Genomic DNA, 20,984 nt, shown 5'->3' with positions numbered 1-20,984 from the left:
GAACCTGGAGCGCACACCGTGACGATGCCGTTGTATGCCTCTCCCGAGCAGCTGATGCGGGAGCGTTCCGAGCTGGCGCGCAAGGGCATCGCGCGCGGCCGGAGCGTGGTGGTGCTGAAGTACGCGGGCGGCGTGCTGTTCGTGGCGGAGAACCCGTCGGCGACGCTGCACAAGGTGTCCGAGATCTACGACCGGATCGGCTTCGCCGCGGTCGGGCGCTACAGCGAGTTCGAAAACCTGCGCGTGGCGGGGATCCGACATGCGGACCTCAAGGGCTACCAGTACGACCGGCGTGACGTGAGCGCGCGGGCGCTGGCGAACGCCTACGCGGCGACGCTGGGCAGCATCTTCACCGAGCAGCTGAAGCCGTTCGAGGTCGAGGTCTGCGTGGCGGAGGTCGGGGCGAGCTCGGCGGAGGACCAGCTGTACCGGCTGACCTACGACGGGTCGATCTTCGACGAGCCGCAGTACACCGTCATGGGCGGGCAGAACGAGAAGATCGCGGCGAAGCTGAAGGAAACGTTCGAGGACGGCCTGGACCTGCAGGCGGCGCTCGGGGTGGCGGTGGCCGCGCTGCGGACGCCGACCCAGCCGGCGACCACCTCGACGACGGCTTCGGCGGGCTCCTCGTCGTCGGCTGCCGCTTCGTCGTCGGCGAACGGCAACGGCGAGGCCGACCCGATCAAGCTGGAGGTGGCGGTGCTGGACCGCGACCGCCCGCGCCGCTCGTTCCGCCGTCTGACGGGCACGGCGCTGGACGCGCTGCTGCCGGTGCCGGACCCGCAGGGCGAAGAGCCCGAGGGCAAGCCGGAAAGCGAGTAGAGCTGCACGGAAGGCGGGGGCGTGGTCGGTGACCGCGCCCCCGCCTTCGTCATGCGGGCCGGCGGGCGACGGCGAGCCGGTCGAACCGGGACAGCCCCGCCGAGTCGAGCGCGGGCTCCGAAGGACCCTCGACGCCGAAGACGGCGGTGCCGGTGAAGCCCGCGGCGGGTGCGTCGCCGACCGAGGCCGTGACGCCGGCCGTGCGGGGTGCGGGCGAGCCGGTCGCCTTCGGCGGGGCTCCGGGATCGCGTTCGCCACAACCGGATATCAGGTGGCGCCGGGGCCGAAGAGGTCGTCGAACCGGGCCTTCGCCCGCCGCCGGAGCAGGACGAGGACCGCGGTGAGCGCGGCGACGGCGGCGATGCTTCCGCCCAGTAGCCACCACGGCCAGGTCCGCGGGGTGTGCCCGGTGACGACGACCGTGTTCCCGCCGGGCACCGCCGTGATGTCGGCCGAGGTCATGACCAGGTCTTCGGGGGTCAGCAGGTCGTTGTGGGCGCGGAAGTCCGCCAGGTCGGTGTAGCCGCGGCCGGTCCGGTCGACGGCCAGGGACTTCCCGGCGCCGCGCACGACGTAGAGCGTGAGCAGTTCGAGCGTGCCGCGTTCGTGCTTGACCAGCAGCGACCGGGCGTACAGGTCGCCGTCGCCGGCCGCTCGGCGGACTTCGTCGGTCAGGTCGCACTTGTCGGAGGGCCACGGGCCGTGCTGGTCGCCGGCGCCGCACCGGAACGTCGCCAGCAGGGCACCGAAGAGCCGTCCGCCGGGGTAGTTGGCGAAGAGGTACTTCGCCCGCTCCTCGCTCGACCCGGTTCCGGTGAACCGGTCGTTCTTCACCGTCGTCGACCGGGCGTACTCGTCGAGCAGGGCAGCCGCGGACGGGAGCGGGTCCAGCGGCCCGCAGGCGGAGACGGCCAAGGCCGCCGTCACGGCGAGGACCAGGGAACCGAGGCGCACGCGGCGACCGTAGCCAGGGGTCCCGGGGACCCGTCCCGAACTCAGGACGTCGCCGGCGAGGCCCGGAAGTTCTGGTCCGCGAACGCCAGCAGGTACGGCAGCGTCGCCCGGGCGGTGTGCCAGGTGTGGTTGAAGCCGCGCTCGGCGTGGACGACCGCTTCCTGGCCGCGGGCGTGCAGGGCGTCGGCGATCCGGTGGGCCGTCGTCACGTCGGTGGGGGCGCCGGTGCCGACCGCCAGCATCACCGAGATCGGCGCGGAGAACGTCATGGTCGGCAGGTAACGGCGCGGGGTGTTGGCGGCGATGGCGGCGCGGTTGCCGTCGAGGACGCCGACCGAGTCGTTGAGGTCGTCGTAGGGGAGGGCGATCAGCAGGGTGCCGAACTCGTCGACGTGGTGCAGGCCGATGTTGAGCGCTCCGAAGCCGCCGCCGGACATGCCGCCCAGCGCGCGGTGGCCGCGGTCGGCGACCGTGCGGTAGCGCTGGTCGATCGCCGGGACCACGGTGTGGGCGAGGTAGGTCTCCAGCTGCGGGCCGCCGGGGACGTCGAGGCATTCCCAGTCCGTGCTGGGCACTCCGGCCGTCAGGTCGACGCTGACCACGATCATCGGCTCGATCACGTTCGCCTGCTGCAGGGCGAGCAGGGTACCCGGGGCGTCACCCGAGGTCAGCCAGTCGCGGGGGCCGCCGAACGGGTAGCCGTGGATCAGGTAGACGACCGGGTAGCGCCGCGCCGCGTTCGCGTCGTAGCCGGGCGGCAGGACGACGTAGTTGCTGCCCGACGGGACGCCGTGCGCGGGGTCGGGCAGGTTCACGACGTCGATCCGCTGACCGGCGGCCGCGGTGCCCGAGCCCGGGTGCGCCACCGCGGAGTCGGACGGTGCTTCCTTGCCGTCGTCGAGCAGGTGGCCGGCGAGGTTGACGACGCCGGGCCCCTTCTGCAGCAGGCGCGCGAGGTCGTCGGACGTGCGCACGTACCCGACGTAGCTGTTCAGGGCAGTTACCCCCGCGAGCAGCAGTAGGACGCCGAAGGCGGTGAAGCCCCATTTACGCACCCGGCGGCGGTGCCACAACGCGACGACGGCGGCGAGGATCGCGACGGCGGCCGAGGCCAGCGCGAGCCAGATGAGCGGGGATTCGAACGGGCCGAGGTCACGGGCGCGCGCGGTGATGTCGCCGGGCAGCACCGGGTCGGTGGCGGCGCGGTGGATGCCGCTCGCCAGGCCGTGCCCGTCCATCGAATCCCCGCTCGTCCCCTGGCCGCGGGCAGGGTCGCCCGCATCTCGATCAAGACGCTAGCCAGGGGCCGCTGTGGGTTCGTTGAGAGAAAGTAAAGAGAGATTAAAGGCGATAGATGGTCAGTGCGCTGGGCCGGGACCGGAAGCGGAACCGGTTGCCGAGCGGGCCGACCTCGCCGTCGGTGGCGACGCGGCGGTGGCCGTCCAGCAGCTCGACGTCCAGCTCGGGCACGTCCAGCTCCTGGTAGACGTGGCTGGCCGCGAGCGTGCGGGTGACCATCGCCAGCAGGAACCGCGCGCGGGAGTAGGGCAGGTCGGCGCGCAGGTAGCGGACGTCGAGCAGGCCGGTGTCGAGCGCGGGCCGCCGGCTGGGCGCGAAGCCCTTCGGCGCGTACGTGCCGTTGCCGACGAACAGCAGCCAGACCTGGGTGAGCTTGCCGTCGAGGCGCACGGTCAGCGGCTTGGCGTGCCGCAGCGTCCGGGTCAGCGCGATCGCGGCCGAGGGCCACTTGGGGTGCTTTTCCTGCAGCTTCTCGCGCAGCCGGACCATCTCCGGGTAGCCGCCGAGGCTGGCGGTGTTGACGAACCAGCGGTGAGCCGTGCCGCCGTCGCCCTCCGCGATCTCGACCTCGCCGAGGTCGATGCCGACGGCGTTGCCGCTCTCGGTCGCCGCGTCCGCGTCGGGCATCGAGCTGACGCCGACGTCGCGGGCGAAGTGGTTGAGCGTGCCCGCCGGGATCAGCGCGAGCGGCAGGTCGCGTTCGGCGGCCACCGCGGCGACCGCGGCCACGGTGCCGTCGCCGCCCGCGACGCCGAGCGCGCGGACCGTCCCGCGGGCGTCGATCTCGCTTTCGAGCTGGGCGATCAGGTCCTGGCCGGGGTCAGGGTTGATGATCTCGGCCTTGGGCCAGGCGTGCCGGGCGTCCTCGGTGGGGTCCTGGCCGTCGATCCCGGACTTGGGGTTGACCAGCACCAGCATGTCGTCGCCGTCGACCATCTCGGGTGCGTCCGCGTCGTGGGCGGTGCGGGCCGGGACGTCGTCGTGCAGCGGCCACCAGTGCCGGGTCGCCAGGCCGACGCCGACCCCGATGCCCAGGCCGACGCCGACGTCGGAGGGCCAGTGGACGCCGGTGTGGACGCGGGAGTAGGCGACGGCCAGCGCGAGCGGTGCCACGGCGAGACCGGCGCGCGGCGACTCCAGCGCCACCGCCGTCGCGAAGGCCGCCGCGGAGGCGGAGTGACCGGACGGGAACGACGACGACGTCGGGCGTTTCCGCAGGCGGCGGTGCATGGGCACCTCCTCCTCGGCCGGGCGGCGGCGGGGGAAGAGCGGCTTGCCGATCAGGTTCGCCGCGGCGCTGGCCCCGGCGATCGCGACCATCCCGCGCAACGCGCCGCGCCGGGTCGCGCCCTTCTGCACGGCCAGCAGCGCGGCGACGCCCCACCAGAGCCGGGACTTGTTCGCCGATCTGGACAGGGCCATCAGCGCGTCGTCGGCTTTCGTGGCCGGCAGCGCGGCACTGCGCCGGATGAGGGCGCGGTCGGTGCGCCCGACCCGCCGGAAGGCCTGGATGAGCTGGTGTGTCAAGGAGTCGCCTTCCCCAAGTCGTCAAGAGCAGTGCTCCAATCGTGCCTGAATCGGGGGGATTTCACCGTCTGTGGCACACCGGGGGCGTGTCGACGCCCGAACGGCGCACCGTCGAAGGGGGTCCAGCGCCTACTCTGGTGGCATGCAGCGGCGGATCTTTGGCATCGAGACCGAGTTCGGGGTCACGTGCACCTTCCACGGCCAGCGCAGGCTCTCCCCGGACGAGGTGGCGCGCTACCTCTTCCGGCGGGTCGTCTCGTGGGGCCGTTCTTCGAACGTTTTCCTGTCCAACGGCTCCCGGCTCTACCTCGACGTGGGCTCGCACCCCGAGTACGCGACGGCCGAGTGCGACGACCTGGTCCAGCTGGTCACGCACGACAAGGCCGGCGAGCGGATCCTCGAGGACCTGCTGGTCGACGCCGAGCGGCGGCTGGCCGACGAGGGCATCGGCGGCGACATCTTCCTGTTCAAGAACAACACCGACTCGGCGGGCAACTCCTACGGCTGTCACGAGAACTACCTGGTGACCCGCGCGGGTGAGTTCTCCCGGATCGCCGACGTGCTGCTGCCTTTCCTGGTGACCCGGCAGCTCATCTGCGGCGCCGGCAAGGTGCTGCAGACCCCGCGCGGTGCCGTCTACTGCCTCTCGCAGCGTGCGGAACACATCTGGGAAGGCGTCTCCAGCGCGACCACGCGCTCGCGGCCCATCATCAACACCCGCGACGAGCCGCACGCCGACGCCGAGCGCTACCGGCGCCTGCACGTCATCGTCGGCGACTCGAACATGGCCGAGCCGACGACCATGCTCAAGGTCGGCTCGGCGAACCTGGTGCTCGAGATGATCGAGGCCGGGGTCCAGTTCCGCGACTTCACCCTCGACAACCCGATCCGGGCGATCCGCGAGATCAGCCACGACCTCACCGGCCGCCGCCAGGTGCGCCTCGCCGGCGGGCGCGAGGCGTCGGCGCTGGACATCCAGCGCGAGTACCACGCCCGGGCCGTCCAGCACCTCAAGGAGAACGGGACGACGCCGGCGAACGAGCGCGTCATCGAGCTGTGGGGCCGGGCGCTGGACGCGGTCGAGCAGCAGGACTTCGGCAAGATCGACACCGAGATCGACTGGGCGATCAAGCACCGCCTGGTCGAGCGCTACCGCCACAAGCACGACCTGGACCTCTCCAGCCCGCGCATCGCGCAGCTCGACCTGGCCTACCACGACATCCGCCGCGGCCGGGGCATCTTCGACCTGCTCCAGCGCAAGGGCCTGGTCCGCCGGGTCACCGACGACGGCGAGATCGAGGCCGCCAAGGACACCCCGCCGCAGACGACCCGGGCGAAGCTGCGCGGCGACTTCATCGCCGCCGCCCAGGCCGCCGGGCGCGACTTCACGGTCGACTGGGTGCACCTGAAGCTGAACGACCAGGCCCAGCGCACGGTCCTGTGCAAGGACCCGTTCCGCTCGGTCGACGAGCGGGTCGAACGGCTGATCAGCTCGCTCTAGCCTCGCCGCCCGCCCGGTGAACCCTACGAAAGTCGCCGGGCGGGTGCGGCAGGATCTCCCGCATGCGTGTCGTGCTGCTTGTGTGCGCCCTGCTGGTCTCGCTCGCGGTCCCGGCGTCGGCGGGTGAGCACCCGCCGAAGTGGGACGTGAAGGCCACCGGGGTCACCGCCCAGTTCCGCGGCCTGTCCGCCGTCAGCGCCCGCGTCGCGTGGGTCAGCGGCACCCAGGGCACCGTCCTGCGGACCACCGACGGCGGGGCGAGCTGGAAGTCCGTCGGCCCGCCCGGGGCCGAGACGCTCGAACTGCGCGACATCGAGGCCTTCGACGCCGACCACGCCGTGACCCTCTCGATCGGCCCGGGCACCGACTCCCGGGTCTACCGGACCGACGACGGCGGCGCGCACTGGCGCCAGACGTTCCAGAACACCGAGGCCACCGCGTTCTACGACTGCCTGGCCTTCTTCGACCCGTGGCGCGGCCTCGCGATGAGCGACCCGGTCGACGGCCACTTCCGCGTCCAGGCCACCTTCGACGGCGGCCGCAGCTGGCGTCAGGTACCCGACAGCGGCTTCCCACCCGCGCTGCCCGGCGAGGCCGGCTTCGCCGCCAGCGGTCAGTGCATCACCACGGCCGGGCCGTTCGACGCCTGGCTCGCGACCGGCGGCGGCGCCACCGCCCGCGTCCTGCACTCCGGCGACGGCGGACGCCACTGGACGGCGTCCGACACGCCGTTGCCGAGCAGCCCGTCGGCCGGCGTGTTCGCCGTCGCCTTCCGGACCGCGGGCCAGGGCATCGCGATCGGCGGCGACTACGCGAACCCCACCGCGCCCGGCCCGGCCGTCGCGCTGACCCAGGACCGCGGCCGCACCTGGCGCACCCCGGGGCAGTACCCCGCCGGGTACCGCTCCGGGCTGGCCTGGCGCGGCGGGAGCGTCATCGCCGTCGGCACGGGCGGCAGCGACTACAGCCCGGACGGCGGGCGGCACTGGACGTCGTTCGACACCGGCAGCTTCGACTCCGTGGACTGCGCCGGGACGAGCTGCTGGGCCAGTGGCGGCCAGGGCCGCGTCGCCCGCCTGAGCCGCTAGAGCGCCTGGCCGGTCGGGCGGACCATGATCTCGTTGACGTCGACCGACGGCGGCTGGGAGAGCGCGTAGAGCACGGCCCGGGCGATGTCGTCGGCGTCCAGCTTCGGCTTCTTCCGCTGGTCGTCGTTGAGGATGTCGGTGTCGGTGATGCCGGGGTTGATCAGCGTGACGCGCACCCCGGTCCCGACGGCTTCTTCGCGGATCGCGCCGGCCATCCCGGTGACGGCCCACTTCGTCACCGAGTACAGGCTCGCGTTCCGGATGTAGCGGCCGGCGACCGAGCCGGTGATGAGCAGGTGGCCCGAAGACTCCTTCAGCGCGGGCAGGACCGCGCGGGCGGTGTAGGCGGCGCCGAGGACGTTGGTGCGGACCATCGCCTCCCACTGGGTGGGGTCGGGGTCGTCGGTGCCGAAGAACGAGGTCCCGACGCCGATCCCGGCGTTGGCGAAGGCGGCGTCGAGCCGCCCGAACCGCTCGACGGCCTGGTCGACGGCGCCGGAGATGCTCGTCCAGTCGCCGACGTCGGCCCCGAGCGCGATCGCCCGGTCTTCGCCGAGCTCGCCGGCCAGGGACGTGACGGAGTCGGCCTTGCGGGCCACGAGAGCGACCTTGAACCCGGACGCGGCGGCGAGCCGGGCGGTGGCGGCGCCGAGCCCGCGGGAGGCGCCGGTGATGAGGAGAACGCGATCAGCCATGCCTCCAGGCTAGGGAGGATTCCCGGCGCACGCCCGGGGAGCTACTCTCCATCGGGAAGCACGTCGCCGACCGCACGAGGAGGCTCGCCCGGTGCCCACTCCCGCGGCGGAACGAGGGCGGCACGACGCCTATCTCGCCACCTGCCCCACCCGCAAGCTCCTCGACGAGATCGCCGGCAAGTGGGTCAGCCTGGTCCTCGTCGCGCTCGGTGACGGCCCGCGGCGCTACAGCGACCTTTCGCGGCGCATCGCCGGAGTCAGCCAGAAGATGCTCACCCAGACCCTGCGCGTGCTCGAACGCGACGGTCTCGTGCGCCGCGAAGTGACCCCGTCGGTGCCCGTGCGCGTCGACTATTCCCTTACGCCGCTGGGAGAAAGCCTCCGCGCGCTGATGGCCGGGTTCAAGGACTGGGCCGAGGAGAACTTCGACACGGTGGCCGCCGCGAGGACCGATTACGACGCGCGCACACCGGACCTCACGATCGGGCCGGACGGCGCGGGCTAGGCTCTACCGGGTGTCCACCGCACGCGCCGAACGGCTGGTCAATCTCGTGCTGGCCCTCCTGTCCACCCGGCAGTACCTCACTGCCGAGAAGATCCGCGGCATCGTGCCCGGATACGGGGACGCGGCCAGCGACGACGCCTACTTCCGGATGTTCGAGCGGGACAAGACCGAGCTGCGCGAGCTCGGCATCCCCCTGGAGACCGGCCGCAACTCCGCCTTCGACGCCATCGAGGGCTACCGCATCGCCCGCCGCGACTACGAGCTCGGCGAGATCGACCTCGCCCCCGACGAGGCCGCCGCCGTCGCCCTGGCGTCCCGGCTGTGGGACTCCCCGGAGCTGACCGGCCAGGCGCAGGGCGCGCTGGTGAAGCTGCGCGCCGCCGGCCTGGAGGTCGACGACCAGGCCCCCACGATCGTCGAGCCGCGGGTGCGCGCCGAACCCGCGTTCGGGCCGCTGCTGGCCGCGGTGCAGAACGGCCAGGCCGTCCGCTTCGAGTACCGCCGCAGTGGCTCGCCGGAACGCATCATGCGCACCCTGGAGCCGTGGGGCGTGGTGTCGTGGCGGGCCCGCTGGTACGTCGTCGGGCACGACCGCGACCGCGGCGCCACCCGCTGCTTCCGCTTGTCCCGTGTCACCGGCCAGGTCCGCCCGGTCGGCAAGCCGGGCGAGGTGCGGCGGCCCGAGGGCGTCAACCTGCTCAAGCTCGTGTCGGTGACGGGGGAGTCCGAACCGGCCCCGGTCACCACCGCGCGGCTCTGGGTCGCCGACGGCCGGGCCGCCGGGGTCCGCCGCCGCGGCACCGTACTGGGCCGCTGCTCGATCGACGGCGAAGAGGGCGACCTCGTCGAGATCGGGCTGTACTTCCCGGAGTCGGCGGCCGACTGGCTCACCGCGCAGGGCCCCGACGTCGTCGTGCTCGAACCCGACGTGCTGGCCAAGACCGTCCAGGATCGGCTCGAAGCCGTCGTGGCCCGGCAGGGGAGCGGCCGGTGAGCGGGTCGACCGACCGGATGCCGCGGCTGCTCGCGCTCGTCCCCTACCTGCTCGCGCGCCCGGGCATCCGCGTCGACGAGGCGGCGCACGACTTCGACGTCACGCCGAAGCAGCTGCGCAAGGACCTCGAGCTGCTGTGGATGTGCGGGCTGCCCGGCTACGGGCCCGGCGACCTGATCGACCTGTCCTTCGAGGGCGACACGATCGTCGTCACCCACGACGCCGGGATGAACCGCCCGCTGCGGCTCACCGGCGGCGAGGCCACCGCGCTGCTGGTCGCGCTGCGGGCGCTGGCCGAGACGCCGGGCGTGCTCGACGGCGACGCCGTCCGCCGCTCCATCGCCAAGATCGAGTCCGCGGCCGGGCAGGCCCAGCCCGCCGGCGTGGTCGTCGGCGGCGGGGTGCGCGAGGGCAAGAAGACCGCGCGGACCCGCGAGGAGGTCGCCCGGGCGCTGCGCGACGGGCGGGCGCTGCGGATCCGCTACTACACCGCGTCCAAGGACCAGGTCACCGAGCGCACGGTCGACCCGATGCGGCTGCTGATCGTGCAGGCGGTCGGTTACCTGGAGGCCTGGTGCCGCCGCGCGGAGGGCGTCCGGCTGTTCCGGCTCGACCGGATCGACGAGCTGACGGTCCTCGACGAGCCGTCGCGCCCGCCCGCGCACGCCCACCCCACCGACATTTCCGAGGGGGTCTTCCGCGAGCGTCCCGACCAGCGGGAGGCGGTGCTGGTCCTCGATCAGGACGCACGCTGGGTAGCCGAGTACTACCCGTGCGAGGAGCTCGACGAGCTCGACGGCGGCCGCCTGCGGATCCGGATGCGCTACGCCGACCAGTCGTGGATGGTGCGCCTCGTCCTGGGTCTGGGCGGAGAAGCGCTGGTGGAGAGCCCGGCCGACCTCGCGGCGGACGTCGGCCGCCGCGCCGCCGACGCGGTGGCCCGAGCCCGTCACCTTCCGTCAACCTGCGACCACTAGGGTGATCGACGTGCCGTACCTGCCCACCGTCGTGCTCGTCGCGATCGGCCTGCTGCTGCTCGTCGTCCTGCTGGTGCGGACCGCCAAGGTCTTGCGTGGTTTCAAGCAGACCGCAAGCATGGTGGCTACGAACACCCAGGACCGGGCGGGGCTCATCCGCGCCCGGTCGGCAGCGTTGCGCGTCGCCTTCGCGGAGCGCCGCCGGAAACCGGAAAACCAGTAACATCCCTACCAGACGCAGATAGGAGGCCATCTTGTTCGCCAACGGATTGCAAGGATGGCATTTGATCATCTTGGTGCTGCTCGTCGTGCTGCTGTTCGGGGCCAAGCGGCTTCCCGATGCGGCCCGGTCGATCGGCAAGTCCATGAAGATCTTCAAGGCCGAGACCAAGGACCTCGCGGGTGACAAGAGCACCTCGCACGAGGACGCCGAGCCGGTCGAGACGAAGCAGATCCCGGCCACGGCCGCCCCCGCGGTCCCGCCGACCGTCGCGACCGACCAGCAGGTCGCCGACCTGCAGCGGCAGCTCGACGAGCTGAAGAAGCAGCAGGCCGCCGACCAGCCGCAGAAGAACGCCAGCTGAGCGGCTGAAGCCACACCCGGTCCCTGGTCCACGGAGCGCGCCGGCTCGGCGCGCTCCGGCGGACTCCGACGAGAACGGAACATCCCGTGGCGGAACCCGCCTCCGGTAACGGCACCAGCCGCGTGTCGAAGCGGCGCAAGCGCAGCCGTCGCAAGAACCCCGACGGCACGATGACGCTCATCGAGCACATCTACGAGTTCCGCCGTCGCCTGGCCTTCGCGATGCTCGCCGTGGTGATCGGCGGCATCATCGGGTTCCTGTGGTTCGGCACCAAGGTCGGCCCGATCCCGTCGCTCGGCGACCTCGTCAAGGACCCGTACTGCGCCATCCCGCCGAACCGGCGCCTCGACAGCGCCGAGGGATGCCGGCTTCTGCAGACCGTCCCGTTCGAAGCCTTCATGACGCAGCTGAAGGTCGGCATCGCGGCCGGTGCCGTGCTCCTCTCGCCGGTCTGGCTCTACCAGGTCTGGGCGTTCATCGCCCCGGGCCTGTACTCCAAGGAACGCAAGTACGCGCTGACGTTCGTCGGGTTCGCGTCGGTGCTGTTCGCCGGCGGCGCCGTGCTCGCCTACATCCTCTTCCCGCACGCCCTGCAGCTGCTGATGGGCTTCGGCCAGGACGCGTTCGTCACCGCGCTCACCGCGGACAAGTACATCTCGTTCCTGTTGTCGCTGCTGATCATCTTCGGGATCAGCTTCGAGCTCCCGCTGCTCGTGGTGATGCTCAACCGCGTCGGCGTGGTCAAGTACCGGCAGCTGAAGAAGTGGCGCCGGGGCATCGTGTTCGCCCTGTTCGTCTTCGCCGCCTTCGTCACCCCCGGCTCGGACCCGTTCTCGATGCTGGGCCTGGCGGGCGCGCTGACGGTGCTGTTCGAGCTGTCGATCCAGCTCGCCCGCATCCACGACCGCAAGAAGGACCGGCTGCGCCACGACGAGGGCTGGGACCAGCTCGACGACGACGAAGCCGCGCCGTTCGAGTACACGCCGAGCAAGATCGACGACGAGCCGGCCGCCCCGACCGCGTCCGGCGGCCGCTCGGCGACCGACGACATCACGTAGTGGGGATCCACGCCGCGCTGGCCGTGCACCCGGCTTCGGGGCACGGCACCGCCGCTCGCATCGCGGACACCGTCGCCGAGCGGCTGCGCGGCGCCGTCGACCGCCTCGACGTGCTCGTCGCCAACTCCGTCGAAGAGTCCCGCGAGCTGATGCGGACCTCCCACGACGCCGGCCTCGACGTCCTGATAGTCCTCGGCGGCGACGGCGCGGCCCACCAAGGCGTCCAGTTCTGCGCGAACCACGACGTCGCGCTCGGCCTGGTCCCGGCGGGCACCGGCAACGACTTCGCCCGCGCCCTCGGCGTCCCCGGCGAGCCGCTGCCGGCGGTCGACGCGCTGGTGGCGGCGCTGAAGTCGGGTGCCCGGCGGCGCATCGACCTCGGCCGCGTCGGCGAGACGTGGTTCGCGACCGTGCTGTGCGCGGGCTTCGACGCCGCCGTCAACGAACGCGCCAACCGGATGCGCTGGCCGTCCGGGCCGCGCCGCTACGACGCCGCGATCCTCGCCGAGCTGGCGGCGTTCCGCTCCCGCCCGGTGGTGGTCGACACCGGCACCGAACGCCTCGAGCTCGACGCGACCCTGGTGGCGATCGGCAACACCCGCTTCTACGGCGGCGGCGTCCCGGTCTGCCCGACCGCCGACCCCGAGGACGGCGTCTTCGACGTGACGATCGTCGGGGCCATGACCCGGCGCGGCCTCATCGGCATGCTGCCGGGCCTGCGCACCGGCAAGCACCTCACGCACCCGGCGGTCCGCACCCTGCGCGCCCGGTCGGTCTCCCTGACGGGCAACAGCTGGCCGGCCTACGCCGACGGTGAGCCGCAGGGGACCGTGCCGGTGACGGTCAGCTGCGTTCCGGGCGCGCTGACGATCCTGGCCTAACGCTCGTAGCCGCCGGCCCGCGCCACCAGCTGCCGGAAGTGCGCCGGCGTCAGCAGCCGGCCCGCGTCGGTGAAGTAGACCCCGCCGCAGCGGTGGCAGAACCAGCCCTGCTCCCACAGCTGCGTCGCGGCCGGCACCCCGCGTCGCTCCCGCCGGTGCGCCCGGATCCGGCGGACGTACAGCCAGATCACCACACCCGCGGCGACGTACACGCACAACGCGGGCAACGAGATCACCGCGAACCCCAGCACCCCACCCGGCGGCGGATCGTCCAGCGACGAAAGCGGCAACGCAAGGAAGCAGCTCCCGACCAGCGCCAGTGCGAGCACCGCCGCCACCAGGCCGCCGCTCCGGCGCGGGGGAGGAAAGGGATCCAGCGACCGGGCCACCGCCGACACCGAAACCCCGCTGACCTGGCTGCTCGTGTAGACGACCCCGTCCCCGGCGGGCACCGCCACCGTCGGCCCCCGCCCGCGGAAGAACGAGTGCCCGCCCTGGTAGACGGCGGGCACGTGCTGCACCTGGTCCAGCTGCCCGCAGCCCGGACACGGTTCGGTCATGCAGCCTCCGACGCCACCACGCCCGGGCCGGTTCCCTGTGTATAACGACCTATACGCCCGGGCGGACTTCGGCGTCGGTCACGCGGCGTGCGGACCGCCGGGGGGATGTGAAACCCTGACGAGGTGGCCAATAGCCCTTCTCAGTCCCCGGCCGAGGCCTATGCGGCCTCCTCGCGTCGAGGGAAGTACCCCCAGCTGACGCGCTTCGCCGCGGAGTCGGCCTTCGAGTTCGACGAGTTCCAGATCCGCGGGTGCGAGGCCCTCGAAGGCGGTCACGGTGTGCTCGTCTGCGCGCCGACCGGGGCGGGCAAGACCGTCGTCGGCGAGTTCGCCGTGCACCTGGCGCTGGCCGAAGGCCGCAAGTGCTTCTACACGACGCCCATCAAGGCGCTGTCGAACCAGAAGTACGGCGATCTGGTCGCCCGGTACGGCCCGGACGCCGTCGGCCTGCTCACCGGCGACTCGTCGATCAACGGCAACGCGCAGGTGGTCGTGATGACCACCGAGGTGCTGCGCAACATGCTCTACGCGGGTTCGTCGACGATCACCGACCTCGGCTACGTGGTCATGGACGAGGTCCACTACCTGGCCGACCGGTTCCGCGGGGCGGTGTGGGAAGAGGTGATCCTGCACCTGCCCGAGCACGTCCGCGTCGTCGGGCTGTCGGCCACGGTCAGCAACGCCGAGGAGTTCGGCGAGTGGCTGGTCGAGGTCCGCGGGGACACGGCCGTCGTCGTCGACGAGCACCGGCCGGTGCCGCTCTGGCAGCACATGCTCGTCGGGAACCGGCTGCTCGACCTGTTCGCCGGCGAGGACGTCCACGCGCCGGGGGCCGAGCTGCGGATCAACCCGACCCTGCTGCGCCGCACCGAGGAGATCGGCCGCCAATACGCGCCCGCCGGGTTCCACGGGCCGCGCGGGTCCCGGCGGGGCTCGCCGCGGATGCCGCGGTTCCGGCCGCCGTCGCGGGTGGAGGTCGTGGAGCAGCTGGACCGGGCGGGGCTGCTGCCGGCGATCGTGTTCATCTTCTCGCGCGCCGGCTGTGACGCCGCGGTGGCGCAGTGCGTCCGGTCGGGTCTGCGGCTCAACGGGCCGGGCGAGGTCGAGGAGATCCGCCGGATCATCGAGGAGCGCACGTCCGGGCTGCCCGAGAGCGACCTGGGTGTGCTCGGCTACTGGGAGTGGCGCGAGGCGCTCGAACGCGGCATCGCGGGGCACCACGCCGGGTTGCTGCCGGCGTTCAAGGAGACGGTCGAGGAGCTGTTCGTCCGGGGCCTGGTGAAGGCGGTGTTCGCCACCGAGACCCTCGCGCTCGGGATCAACATGCCGGCTCGGACCGTCGTGCTGGAACGGCTGGTCAAGTACAACGGCGAGGCGCACGTCGACCTGACGCCGGGGGAGTACACGCAGCTGACCGGCCGGGCCGGGCGGCGCGGTATCGACGTCGAGGGCCACGCCGTGGTCGCGTGGCAGCCGGGGGTCGACCCGAAGCAGGTCGCCGGGCTGGCTTCGACGCGGACCTACCCGCTGCGGTCGTCGTTCCGGCCCGGCTACAACATGGCGGTGAACCTGGTCGCCCAGGTCGGCGCGGCGGACGCGCGTGAGCTGCTGGAACAGTCGTTCGCGCAGTTCCAGGCCGACCGGTCGGTGGTCGGCACGGCCCGCCGGATCGAGCGGAACAAGGAAGCCCTGAAGGGCTACGCGAAGGCCGTGACCGGGGACTTCGCCGAAGTGCTCGAGTACGTGGAGCTGCGGTCGAAGATTTCGACGCGGGAGAAGGCGTTGTCGCGGCAGAACACCGCCGTCCGCCGCGCCGGGACGGCCGAGTCGCTGGAGAAGCTCCGGAAGGGTGACGTGATCGCGGTGCCGGCGGGCCGGCGGGCCGGGCTGGCCGTGGTCGTCGACCCGGGGCTGGACCCGATCCGCGAGCCGCGTCCGGTCGTGGTGACCGAGGACCGGTGGTCGGGGCCGTTGTCGGTGGCCGACTTCCCGGCGCCGGTGGAGGCGCTGGGGCACATCAAGCTGCCCAAGCACATCGAGCTGCGGTCGCCGAAGACGCGCCGGGACATCGCTTCGACGCTGCGCAACGCCGGGATTTCGTTGCCCGGCAGGCAGAAGCGGCGGTCCGGGGCGAACGAGGACGGTGAGCTGGCGGCGCTGCGGCGGGCGTTGCGGGCACACCCGTGCCACGGGCTGGCCGAGCGCGAGGCGAACCTCCGCTGGGTCGAGCGGTACGAACGGCTGTCGACGGAAACCCAGCAGCTGGAGCGGAAGGTCGCCGCGACGACGCACTCGCTGGCGCGGGCGTTCGACCGGATCCTGGCGCTGCTGGGCGAGCGCGGCTATCTGGGGCCGGAGTCGGCGGGCGACGGCGAGGACCGCGTCACCGAGCACGGCCGGCGCCTGACCCGGCTCTACAGCGAGTCCGACCTGCTGGCCGCGGAGTGCATCCGCCACGGCGTGTGGCAGGGGCTGGGCCCGGCCGAGCTGGCGGCGGTCGTTTCGACGCTGGTCTTCGAGGCCCGCCGGGACACCGCGGGGGAGCCGCGGCTGCCCGGTGGTGCGGTGCCCGAGGCGTGGCAGGAGACGGTGAAGCTGTGGGTGGACCTCACCGAGGACGAGCGGCGGCACCGGCTCGACCGCACCCGGGAGCCCGACGCCGGGTTCGCGTGGCCGGTCTACCGCTGGGCGCGCGGCGAGTCGCTGGAGAAGGTGCTCACGGCGGCCGAGGCGAACGGGCAGGAGCTGTCGGCGGGTGACTTCGTGCGCTGGTCGCGGCAGGTCATCGACCTGCTCGACCAGATCCGCGACGTGCTCGGCAAGAGCGATCCGGTGGGTGCGGCGGCGGCCGACGCGGTGAAGGCGCTGCGGCGGGGTGTCGTCGCCGCGGGCGCCGCGTGAACTCCGTGTTAGGCCTGCTCCGGCCTGGGGCAGGTGGTGGGCGTGGACACGTGTGCTCGGCTCCGACCTGTGGTTGGATCGCCTGCAAGACCGTGTGTACGCGACACCACGGCGGTTTCGGGGTGGACAGCTAGATGAGCGAAGCAGGCGGAGGCAGAAGATGAGCACGCCGTATGGCGGCAACGACCCACAGCAGCCCCAGTACGGGCAGCAGCCGGGCGGCGCGTACCCGCCGAGCGGCCCGCAGGAGCAGCCGCAGTGGGGCCAGCAGCCGCCTTCGTACGACCCGAACCAGCAGCAGCCGCAGTGGGGTGGTCAGCAGCCCCAGCAACCGCAGTACGGCCAGCAGCCCGGGGGGTACACGCCGCCGCAGCAGCCGCAGTGGGGTCAGCAGCCGCCGCCCTACGGCCAGCAGCCCGGCGGTGGCTACCCCCAGAGCGGCCCGCAGGCCCAGCCGCAGTACGGGCAGCAGCCGGGCGGGGCGTACCCGCAGAGCGGGCCCCAGCAGCAGCCGCAGTACGGCCAGCAGCAGCCGCAGGGCCAGTACGACTACGGCCAGCAGCAACAGCAGTTCCCCGGCCAGGGCGCGCCGGAAGGGGAGCAGCCGGCGAAGTCGAAGAAGGGCCTGCTGATCGGCATCGTGGTGCTGGTCGTGGTGGTGGCCGTCGTCGGCATCCTCGGTTTCGTGGCGCCCGGCTTCTTCAAGACGCAGGTCTTCAACAACACCCAGATGCAGACCGACGTCCAGAAGCTGCTCACCGAGACCTACAAGATCGAAGGTGTGACCGGCGTCACCTGCCCGGCCGAGCAGAAGGTCGAGGACGGGGCGAAGTTCGAGTGCACCGCGACCATCGCGGGCAAGCCGCAGCAGATCCCGATCACGGTGAAGGGTGACGGCGGAAACTACGAGGTTTCGCCGCCCGCCACGAAGTAGCGCGGGTGTGCACGAGGTCCGGTCGCCGCGGAATTGCGGTGGCCGGACCTCGTCGTTTCCGGAGATGATCCGGGGATGAGCGACTTCGAGATCCGGACGCTGCGCGACGACGAGATCCGCGGGGCGAGTGACCTCTTCCGGGCGAGCCTGCACGTGCCGCCGAGCGACGACGCCGACTGGGAGCGGGCGGCGCGCGCGTACCAGCCGGGCCGGACGCTCGGGGCGTTCGACCCCGGGGCTCATCGGGACCGCGCGGTCCTTCGACGCCGAGCTGACGGTCCCGGGCGGGGCGCGGCTGCCGATGGCCGGGGTCACCGGGGTCGCGGTCCGCGCGGACCGGACGCGGCGGGGCGTGCTGCGGGCGTTGATGGCGGCGCAGCTGGAGGACTTCACCGCGCGCGACGTGGTGTTCGCGAGCCTGCTCGCGTCGGAAGCGCGGATCTACGGCCGGTTCGGCTACGGGCTGGCCCTGCGGCACCGCACCTACAGCGTCGACCGGCATCGCGCGCGGCTGGCGCCGGAGGTGCCGGTGGCGGGGGAGGTCCGGCTGCTCGAGCTGGACGAGGCGCTGGAGGTCTGTCCCGGCGTCTACGAGAGCCTGGCGGGCCGCCCCGGGCGGATGTCGCGGCCGGAGGTGATGTGGCGGCTCTACGAGAACCACGCCCGCCGCAGCACCCAGCCGGTCCGGGCTCTCGTGCACCACGGGCCCGACGGGCCGGACGGCTTCGCGACGTACTTCGTCGAGGGCCTGCAAGCACATCCGTGGACGAAGAACCTGCACCTGGTGGACCTGTTCGCCGGCACGCCGGCCGCGTACGCCGGGCTGTGGCGGTTCCTGCTGGGCATCGACCTGGTCGACCGGATCGTCGCGGAGGCCCGGCCGCTCGACGAGCCGATCGAGCTGATCCTCGACGACCACCGGCAGAGCACGGTCGACCGCGTCGGCGACGAGCACTGGATCCGGCTCGTCGACGTCCCGAAGGCGCTGGCCGCCCGCGAGTACGGGAACGCCGCGCCGGTCGTCGTCGAGGTCGAAGACCCGGTGCTGCCGGCCAACAGCGGCACGTACCGGATCGGTCCCGGCGGCGCCGAGCGCACCGGTGAGGCCGCCGCGCTGCGCCTCGACGTCACCACCCTCGCGATGGCCTACTTCGGCACGTGGCGGCCGTCCGCGCTGGCCGGGGCGGGCCGGATCGAGGTCCGTGACCAGGACGCACTGGCGAGCGCCGATGTGCTCTTCGGGACGCGGGTGGCGGCGTGGAGCGGCACGCACTTCTGAGCCGCCGGAAATCGGGATGCCGTGAGCGGGGCCGGACGGCAAGATCGGCGGGATGACCGACTTCGACGTCCGCCCCGTGACCGAGGACGAGCGCCGCGGCACGCTCGACCTGCTGGGCCGCTCGCTGCACACCAGCCGGATCAGCGACGAATCCTGGGCGCAGTACGGGGATTCGTGGCCCGCGGCGCACAAGTTCGGCGCGTTCGACGGCGGTACCCCGATCGGGATCGCCAGCTCCTACGACACCGATATCGCGGTACCCGGCGGGGCCGTCCTGCCGCTCGGGGCGGTCGACGGCATCGGGGTCCGCGCCGACCGCACCCGCCGCGGGGTGCTCACCGCGATGATGGCGGTGCAGCTGGCGGACTTCGTCGCGCGCGGGATCCCGCTGGCCGCCCTGCACGCCAGCGAACCCACCATCTACGGCCGGTTCGGCTACGGCTCGGCCGCGCTCGGCAAGACCGTGTGGCTGCCCAGGCCAGCGGCCCGGCTCCACGACCGCGTCCCGGTGGGCGGTGACGTCCGGATGCTGACGCCCGAGGAGGCGTTGACGGAGATTCCCGGGCTGTACGAGCGGATCGGGCTGCACCGGGCCGGGATGATCGGCCGGCCCGCCGAGTGGTGGCCGATCGCGCACGACCGCCTCGTCGGGCCGAAGGGCAGCCACCTCGTGGCCGTCCACAGTGGACCCGACGGCGACGACGGGTTCGTCCTGTACGACACGGTCGACCGCCGCACCCTGGACTCGCCCGACGAGGGGGTCGTGCTGAAGGTCCGGGAGCTGCACACCGCGGACCCGGTGGCTCGGGCCGCGCTGTGGCGGTTCCTGCTGTCGATCGACCTCGTGTCCGGGGTGCGGGCGCGCTACCGCCCGGTCGACGAGCCGCTCGCCGCGCTGCTGGCCGACCACCGGCACGCCCGCACCACCGACGTCGAGGACGACCTGTGGCTGCGTGTGGTCGACGTGGCCGTCGCGCTCAGCGCGCGCACCTACCGGGCGGCCGGCCCCGTGGTGCTGGCGGTGACCGACCGGCAGCTGCCGGCCAACACCGGGCACTACGAGGTCACCTCCGACGGCACGAGCCGCACGGACGCCGCGGCCGACCTGGCCCTCGACATCGACAGCCTCGGCATGCTCTACCTCGGGCAGTGGAGTGCGACCGCGCTGGCGGCGGCCGGGCGGATCACCGCGCACGACCCGGCCGCGCTCGAGCGGGCGGACGAGCTGTTCACCACGGTCACCGCCCCGTGGTGCGGCACGCACTTCTAGGAGGTCAGGCGCCGGGCAGGGCCTTGAGCAGCCGCTCGACGGAGTTGCCGAGGTTCCACCGCTCGGCCAGCTCGGCCACGCGGTCCGGGTCGGCGGGCGTCGCGGGCACGGTGTCGGGGCGGGACTGCTCGACCGGCGCGTCGACGGCGACCCGGACCACGGTCGGCGCGACGGCGAGGTAGTCGGCGGCGTCGGCCAGGCGGAGCCGCGTCTTGAGCGGGACGCGGGGATCGCTGGCGGCCGACGCCTCCAGGAGCGCGTCGAGGCTGCCGAACTGCGTGATCAGCTTCGCCGCGGTCTTCTCGCCGATGCCGGCGACGCCGGGCAGCCCGTCGGACGGGTCGCCGCGCATCATGGACATGTCCGCGTACGCCGGCCCGGCGGTCTCGCGGGGGAGGCTGTAGCGCTCGGCGATCTCGGCCGGGCCGAGGACTTCCGCCTTGGCCCAGCCCTTGCCGACGTAGATCACCGACGCGGGCGTCGGCTCGGTGCGCACCAGCTGGAACAGGTCCCGGTCGCCGGTGATGACCTCGACCGGGTCCTTCGTCTCGCGGGTGGCGAGGGCGCCGATGACGTCGTCGGCCTCGTAACCGGCGGCTTCCGCGGTGGCGAACCCGAACGCCTCGAGGAGGTCGAGGATGATCGGGACCTGCGGGGTGAGGGTGTCGGGCACCTCTTCGACGTCGGGACTCGCGCTGGCGGTTTCTTCGGCCACCCGGTGCGCCTTGTAGCTGGGCAGCAGGTCGGTGCGGAACTTCGGCCGCCAGTCGGCGTCGAGGCAGCACACGAGCCGGGCCGGGTGCCGGTCGGTGAGGATCCGCGCGATCGTGTCGGCGAACCCGCGCACGGCGTTGACCTGCGTCCCGTCGGCGGCCTTCATCGAGTCGGGCAGGGCGTAGAACGAACGGAAGTACAGGCTCGCGGAGTCGAGCAGGGCAAGGGGTCCGGTCACCCGCACAGCCTGCCACGCCCGGCGCGCACCGGGGGCGAGCCACGCGCACGCGCGGCACTGCGGGAGACGCGCGCCCCCGGCTCGGCGGCCTGCGGCCCGGGGGAGCGGGGGTCGGAACGACGCGGCGGGCGAGCGGGTTTCGCGGGATGCGGCCTGGAGGAGCGGGCCGGCGGACCGAGGGGGCGGGGCGGTGGCGCCGTCGG

19 protein-coding genes and 1 pseudogene are annotated in these 20,984 nt (G+C 72.8%); 14 read left to right on the top strand and 6 right to left on the bottom strand.

Annotation, left to right across the window (positions count from 1 at the left end; all coding sequences use genetic code 11):
* The first annotated feature begins 18 nt into the window (after positions 1-18).
* Positions 19-822: a proteasome subunit alpha gene (gene prcA / locus ACZ7PG_RS39250; protein WP_470244260.1), complete on the top strand. Its 804-nt coding sequence runs from the start codon at positions 19-21 to the stop codon at positions 820-822.
* A gap of 267 nt (positions 823-1,089) precedes the next feature.
* On the opposite strand, the gene ACZ7PG_RS39245 is transcribed toward prcA, so the two are convergent.
* From ACZ7PG_RS39245 to ACZ7PG_RS39235, 3 genes are all read right to left on the bottom strand, one after another.
* Entirely contained in the window at positions 1,090-1,776 is a 687-nt protein-coding gene (locus ACZ7PG_RS39245) for a hypothetical protein (RefSeq protein WP_470244259.1), read from the bottom strand.
* 41 nt (positions 1,777-1,817) lie between these two features.
* Positions 1,818-3,014: an alpha/beta hydrolase gene (locus ACZ7PG_RS39240; protein ID WP_470244258.1), complete on the bottom strand. Its 1,197-nt coding sequence runs from the start codon at positions 3,012-3,014 to the stop codon at positions 1,818-1,820.
* 103 nt (positions 3,015-3,117) lie between these two features.
* A complete protein-coding gene (locus tag ACZ7PG_RS39235; protein WP_470244257.1) occupies positions 3,118-4,602 on the bottom strand; it encodes a phosphatase PAP2 family protein in 1,485 nt (494 codons plus the stop codon).
* 142 nt (positions 4,603-4,744) lie between these two features.
* Between ACZ7PG_RS39235 and pafA the strand changes: the two genes are divergently transcribed.
* Both pafA and ACZ7PG_RS39225 read left to right on the top strand, forming a co-directional pair.
* A complete protein-coding gene (gene pafA / locus ACZ7PG_RS39230; protein WP_247023269.1) occupies positions 4,745-6,103 on the top strand; it encodes a Pup--protein ligase in 1,359 nt (452 codons plus the stop codon).
* Positions 6,104-6,165: 62 nt separating this feature from the next.
* A complete protein-coding gene (locus ACZ7PG_RS39225) occupies positions 6,166-7,191 on the top strand; it encodes a WD40/YVTN/BNR-like repeat-containing protein (RefSeq protein ID WP_470244256.1) in 1,026 nt (341 codons plus the stop codon).
* Here ACZ7PG_RS39225 and ACZ7PG_RS39220 read toward each other — a convergent pair.
* The gene (locus ACZ7PG_RS39220) at positions 7,188-7,886 is read right to left on the bottom strand and encodes an SDR family oxidoreductase (RefSeq protein ID WP_470244255.1); all 699 of its coding nucleotides are present in this window, start codon (positions 7,884-7,886) and stop codon (positions 7,188-7,190) included. The genes ACZ7PG_RS39225 and ACZ7PG_RS39220 overlap by 4 nt on opposite strands.
* A gap of 91 nt (positions 7,887-7,977) precedes the next feature.
* On the opposite strand from ACZ7PG_RS39220, the gene ACZ7PG_RS39215 reads away from it, so the two are divergent.
* The 7 genes from ACZ7PG_RS39215 to ACZ7PG_RS39185 all read left to right on the top strand — a co-directional run bounded on the left by ACZ7PG_RS39215 (position 7,978) and on the right by ACZ7PG_RS39185 (position 12,885).
* Positions 7,978-8,391 carry a winged helix-turn-helix transcriptional regulator gene (locus ACZ7PG_RS39215; protein WP_470244254.1) on the top strand — a complete coding sequence of 138 codons (414 nt, stop codon included), beginning with the start codon at positions 7,978-7,980 and terminating at the stop codon, positions 8,389-8,391.
* A 10-nt stretch (positions 8,392-8,401) separates the two neighbouring features.
* Positions 8,402-9,385, top strand: a complete 984-nt coding sequence (locus tag ACZ7PG_RS39210; RefSeq protein WP_470244253.1) for a helix-turn-helix transcriptional regulator — start codon at positions 8,402-8,404, stop codon at positions 9,383-9,385.
* A complete protein-coding gene (locus tag ACZ7PG_RS39205; protein ID WP_470244252.1) occupies positions 9,382-10,362 on the top strand; it encodes a helix-turn-helix transcriptional regulator in 981 nt (326 codons plus the stop codon). Before ACZ7PG_RS39210 ends, ACZ7PG_RS39205 begins: the two co-directional genes overlap by 4 nt.
* 10 nt (positions 10,363-10,372) lie before the next feature.
* Complete coding sequence (locus ACZ7PG_RS39200) at positions 10,373-10,585, top strand: bacteriophage holin (RefSeq protein ID WP_470244251.1); 213 nt, start codon at positions 10,373-10,375, stop codon at positions 10,583-10,585.
* Positions 10,586-10,616: 31 nt separating this feature from the next.
* The gene (gene tatA, locus ACZ7PG_RS39195) at positions 10,617-10,946 is read left to right on the top strand and encodes a Sec-independent protein translocase subunit TatA (RefSeq protein ID WP_470244250.1); all 330 of its coding nucleotides are present in this window, start codon (positions 10,617-10,619) and stop codon (positions 10,944-10,946) included.
* Positions 10,947-11,032: 86 nt separating this feature from the next.
* Positions 11,033-12,004: a twin-arginine translocase subunit TatC gene (gene tatC / locus ACZ7PG_RS39190; RefSeq protein WP_470244249.1), complete on the top strand. Its 972-nt coding sequence runs from the start codon at positions 11,033-11,035 to the stop codon at positions 12,002-12,004.
* The gene (locus ACZ7PG_RS39185) at positions 12,004-12,885 is read left to right on the top strand and encodes a diacylglycerol/lipid kinase family protein (RefSeq protein ID WP_470244248.1); all 882 of its coding nucleotides are present in this window, start codon (positions 12,004-12,006) and stop codon (positions 12,883-12,885) included. Before tatC ends, ACZ7PG_RS39185 begins: the two co-directional genes overlap by 1 nt.
* Here ACZ7PG_RS39185 and ACZ7PG_RS39180 read toward each other — a convergent pair.
* A complete protein-coding gene (locus tag ACZ7PG_RS39180; protein ID WP_470244247.1) occupies positions 12,882-13,445 on the bottom strand; it encodes a hypothetical protein in 564 nt (187 codons plus the stop codon). The two genes, ACZ7PG_RS39185 and ACZ7PG_RS39180, sit on opposite strands and share 4 nt — an antisense overlap.
* 123 nt (positions 13,446-13,568) lie before the next feature.
* Here ACZ7PG_RS39180 and ACZ7PG_RS39175 point away from each other — a divergent pair, with 123 nt between their 5' ends.
* From ACZ7PG_RS39175 to ACZ7PG_RS39160, 4 genes and pseudogenes are all read left to right on the top strand, one after another.
* On the top strand, positions 13,569-16,346 hold the full coding sequence (locus tag ACZ7PG_RS39175) for a DEAD/DEAH box helicase (protein WP_470244246.1): 2,778 nt from the start codon (positions 13,569-13,571) through the stop codon (positions 16,344-16,346).
* 160 nt (positions 16,347-16,506) lie between these two features.
* On the top strand, positions 16,507-17,280 hold the full coding sequence (locus tag ACZ7PG_RS39170) for a DUF4333 domain-containing protein (RefSeq protein WP_470244245.1): 774 nt from the start codon (positions 16,507-16,509) through the stop codon (positions 17,278-17,280).
* Between the two features lie 75 nt (positions 17,281-17,355).
* Positions 17,356-18,559 (top strand): annotated as a pseudogene (locus ACZ7PG_RS39165) (GNAT family N-acetyltransferase).
* Positions 18,560-18,611: 52 nt separating this feature from the next.
* On the top strand, positions 18,612-19,829 hold the full coding sequence (locus ACZ7PG_RS39160) for a GNAT family N-acetyltransferase (RefSeq protein WP_470244244.1): 1,218 nt from the start codon (positions 18,612-18,614) through the stop codon (positions 19,827-19,829).
* A gap of 4 nt (positions 19,830-19,833) precedes the next feature.
* Here ACZ7PG_RS39160 and ACZ7PG_RS39155 read toward each other — a convergent pair whose 3' ends face one another.
* Positions 19,834-20,781: a 5'-3' exonuclease gene (locus ACZ7PG_RS39155; RefSeq protein ID WP_470244243.1), complete on the bottom strand. Its 948-nt coding sequence runs from the start codon at positions 20,779-20,781 to the stop codon at positions 19,834-19,836.
* Between the last annotated feature and the right edge of the window lie 203 nt (positions 20,782-20,984).

This window comes from Amycolatopsis sp. NPDC114504, assembly GCF_055633595.1.
Note: the sequence above shows the minus strand (reverse complement) of the source record. Positions and strands in the feature narration are given on the sequence as shown.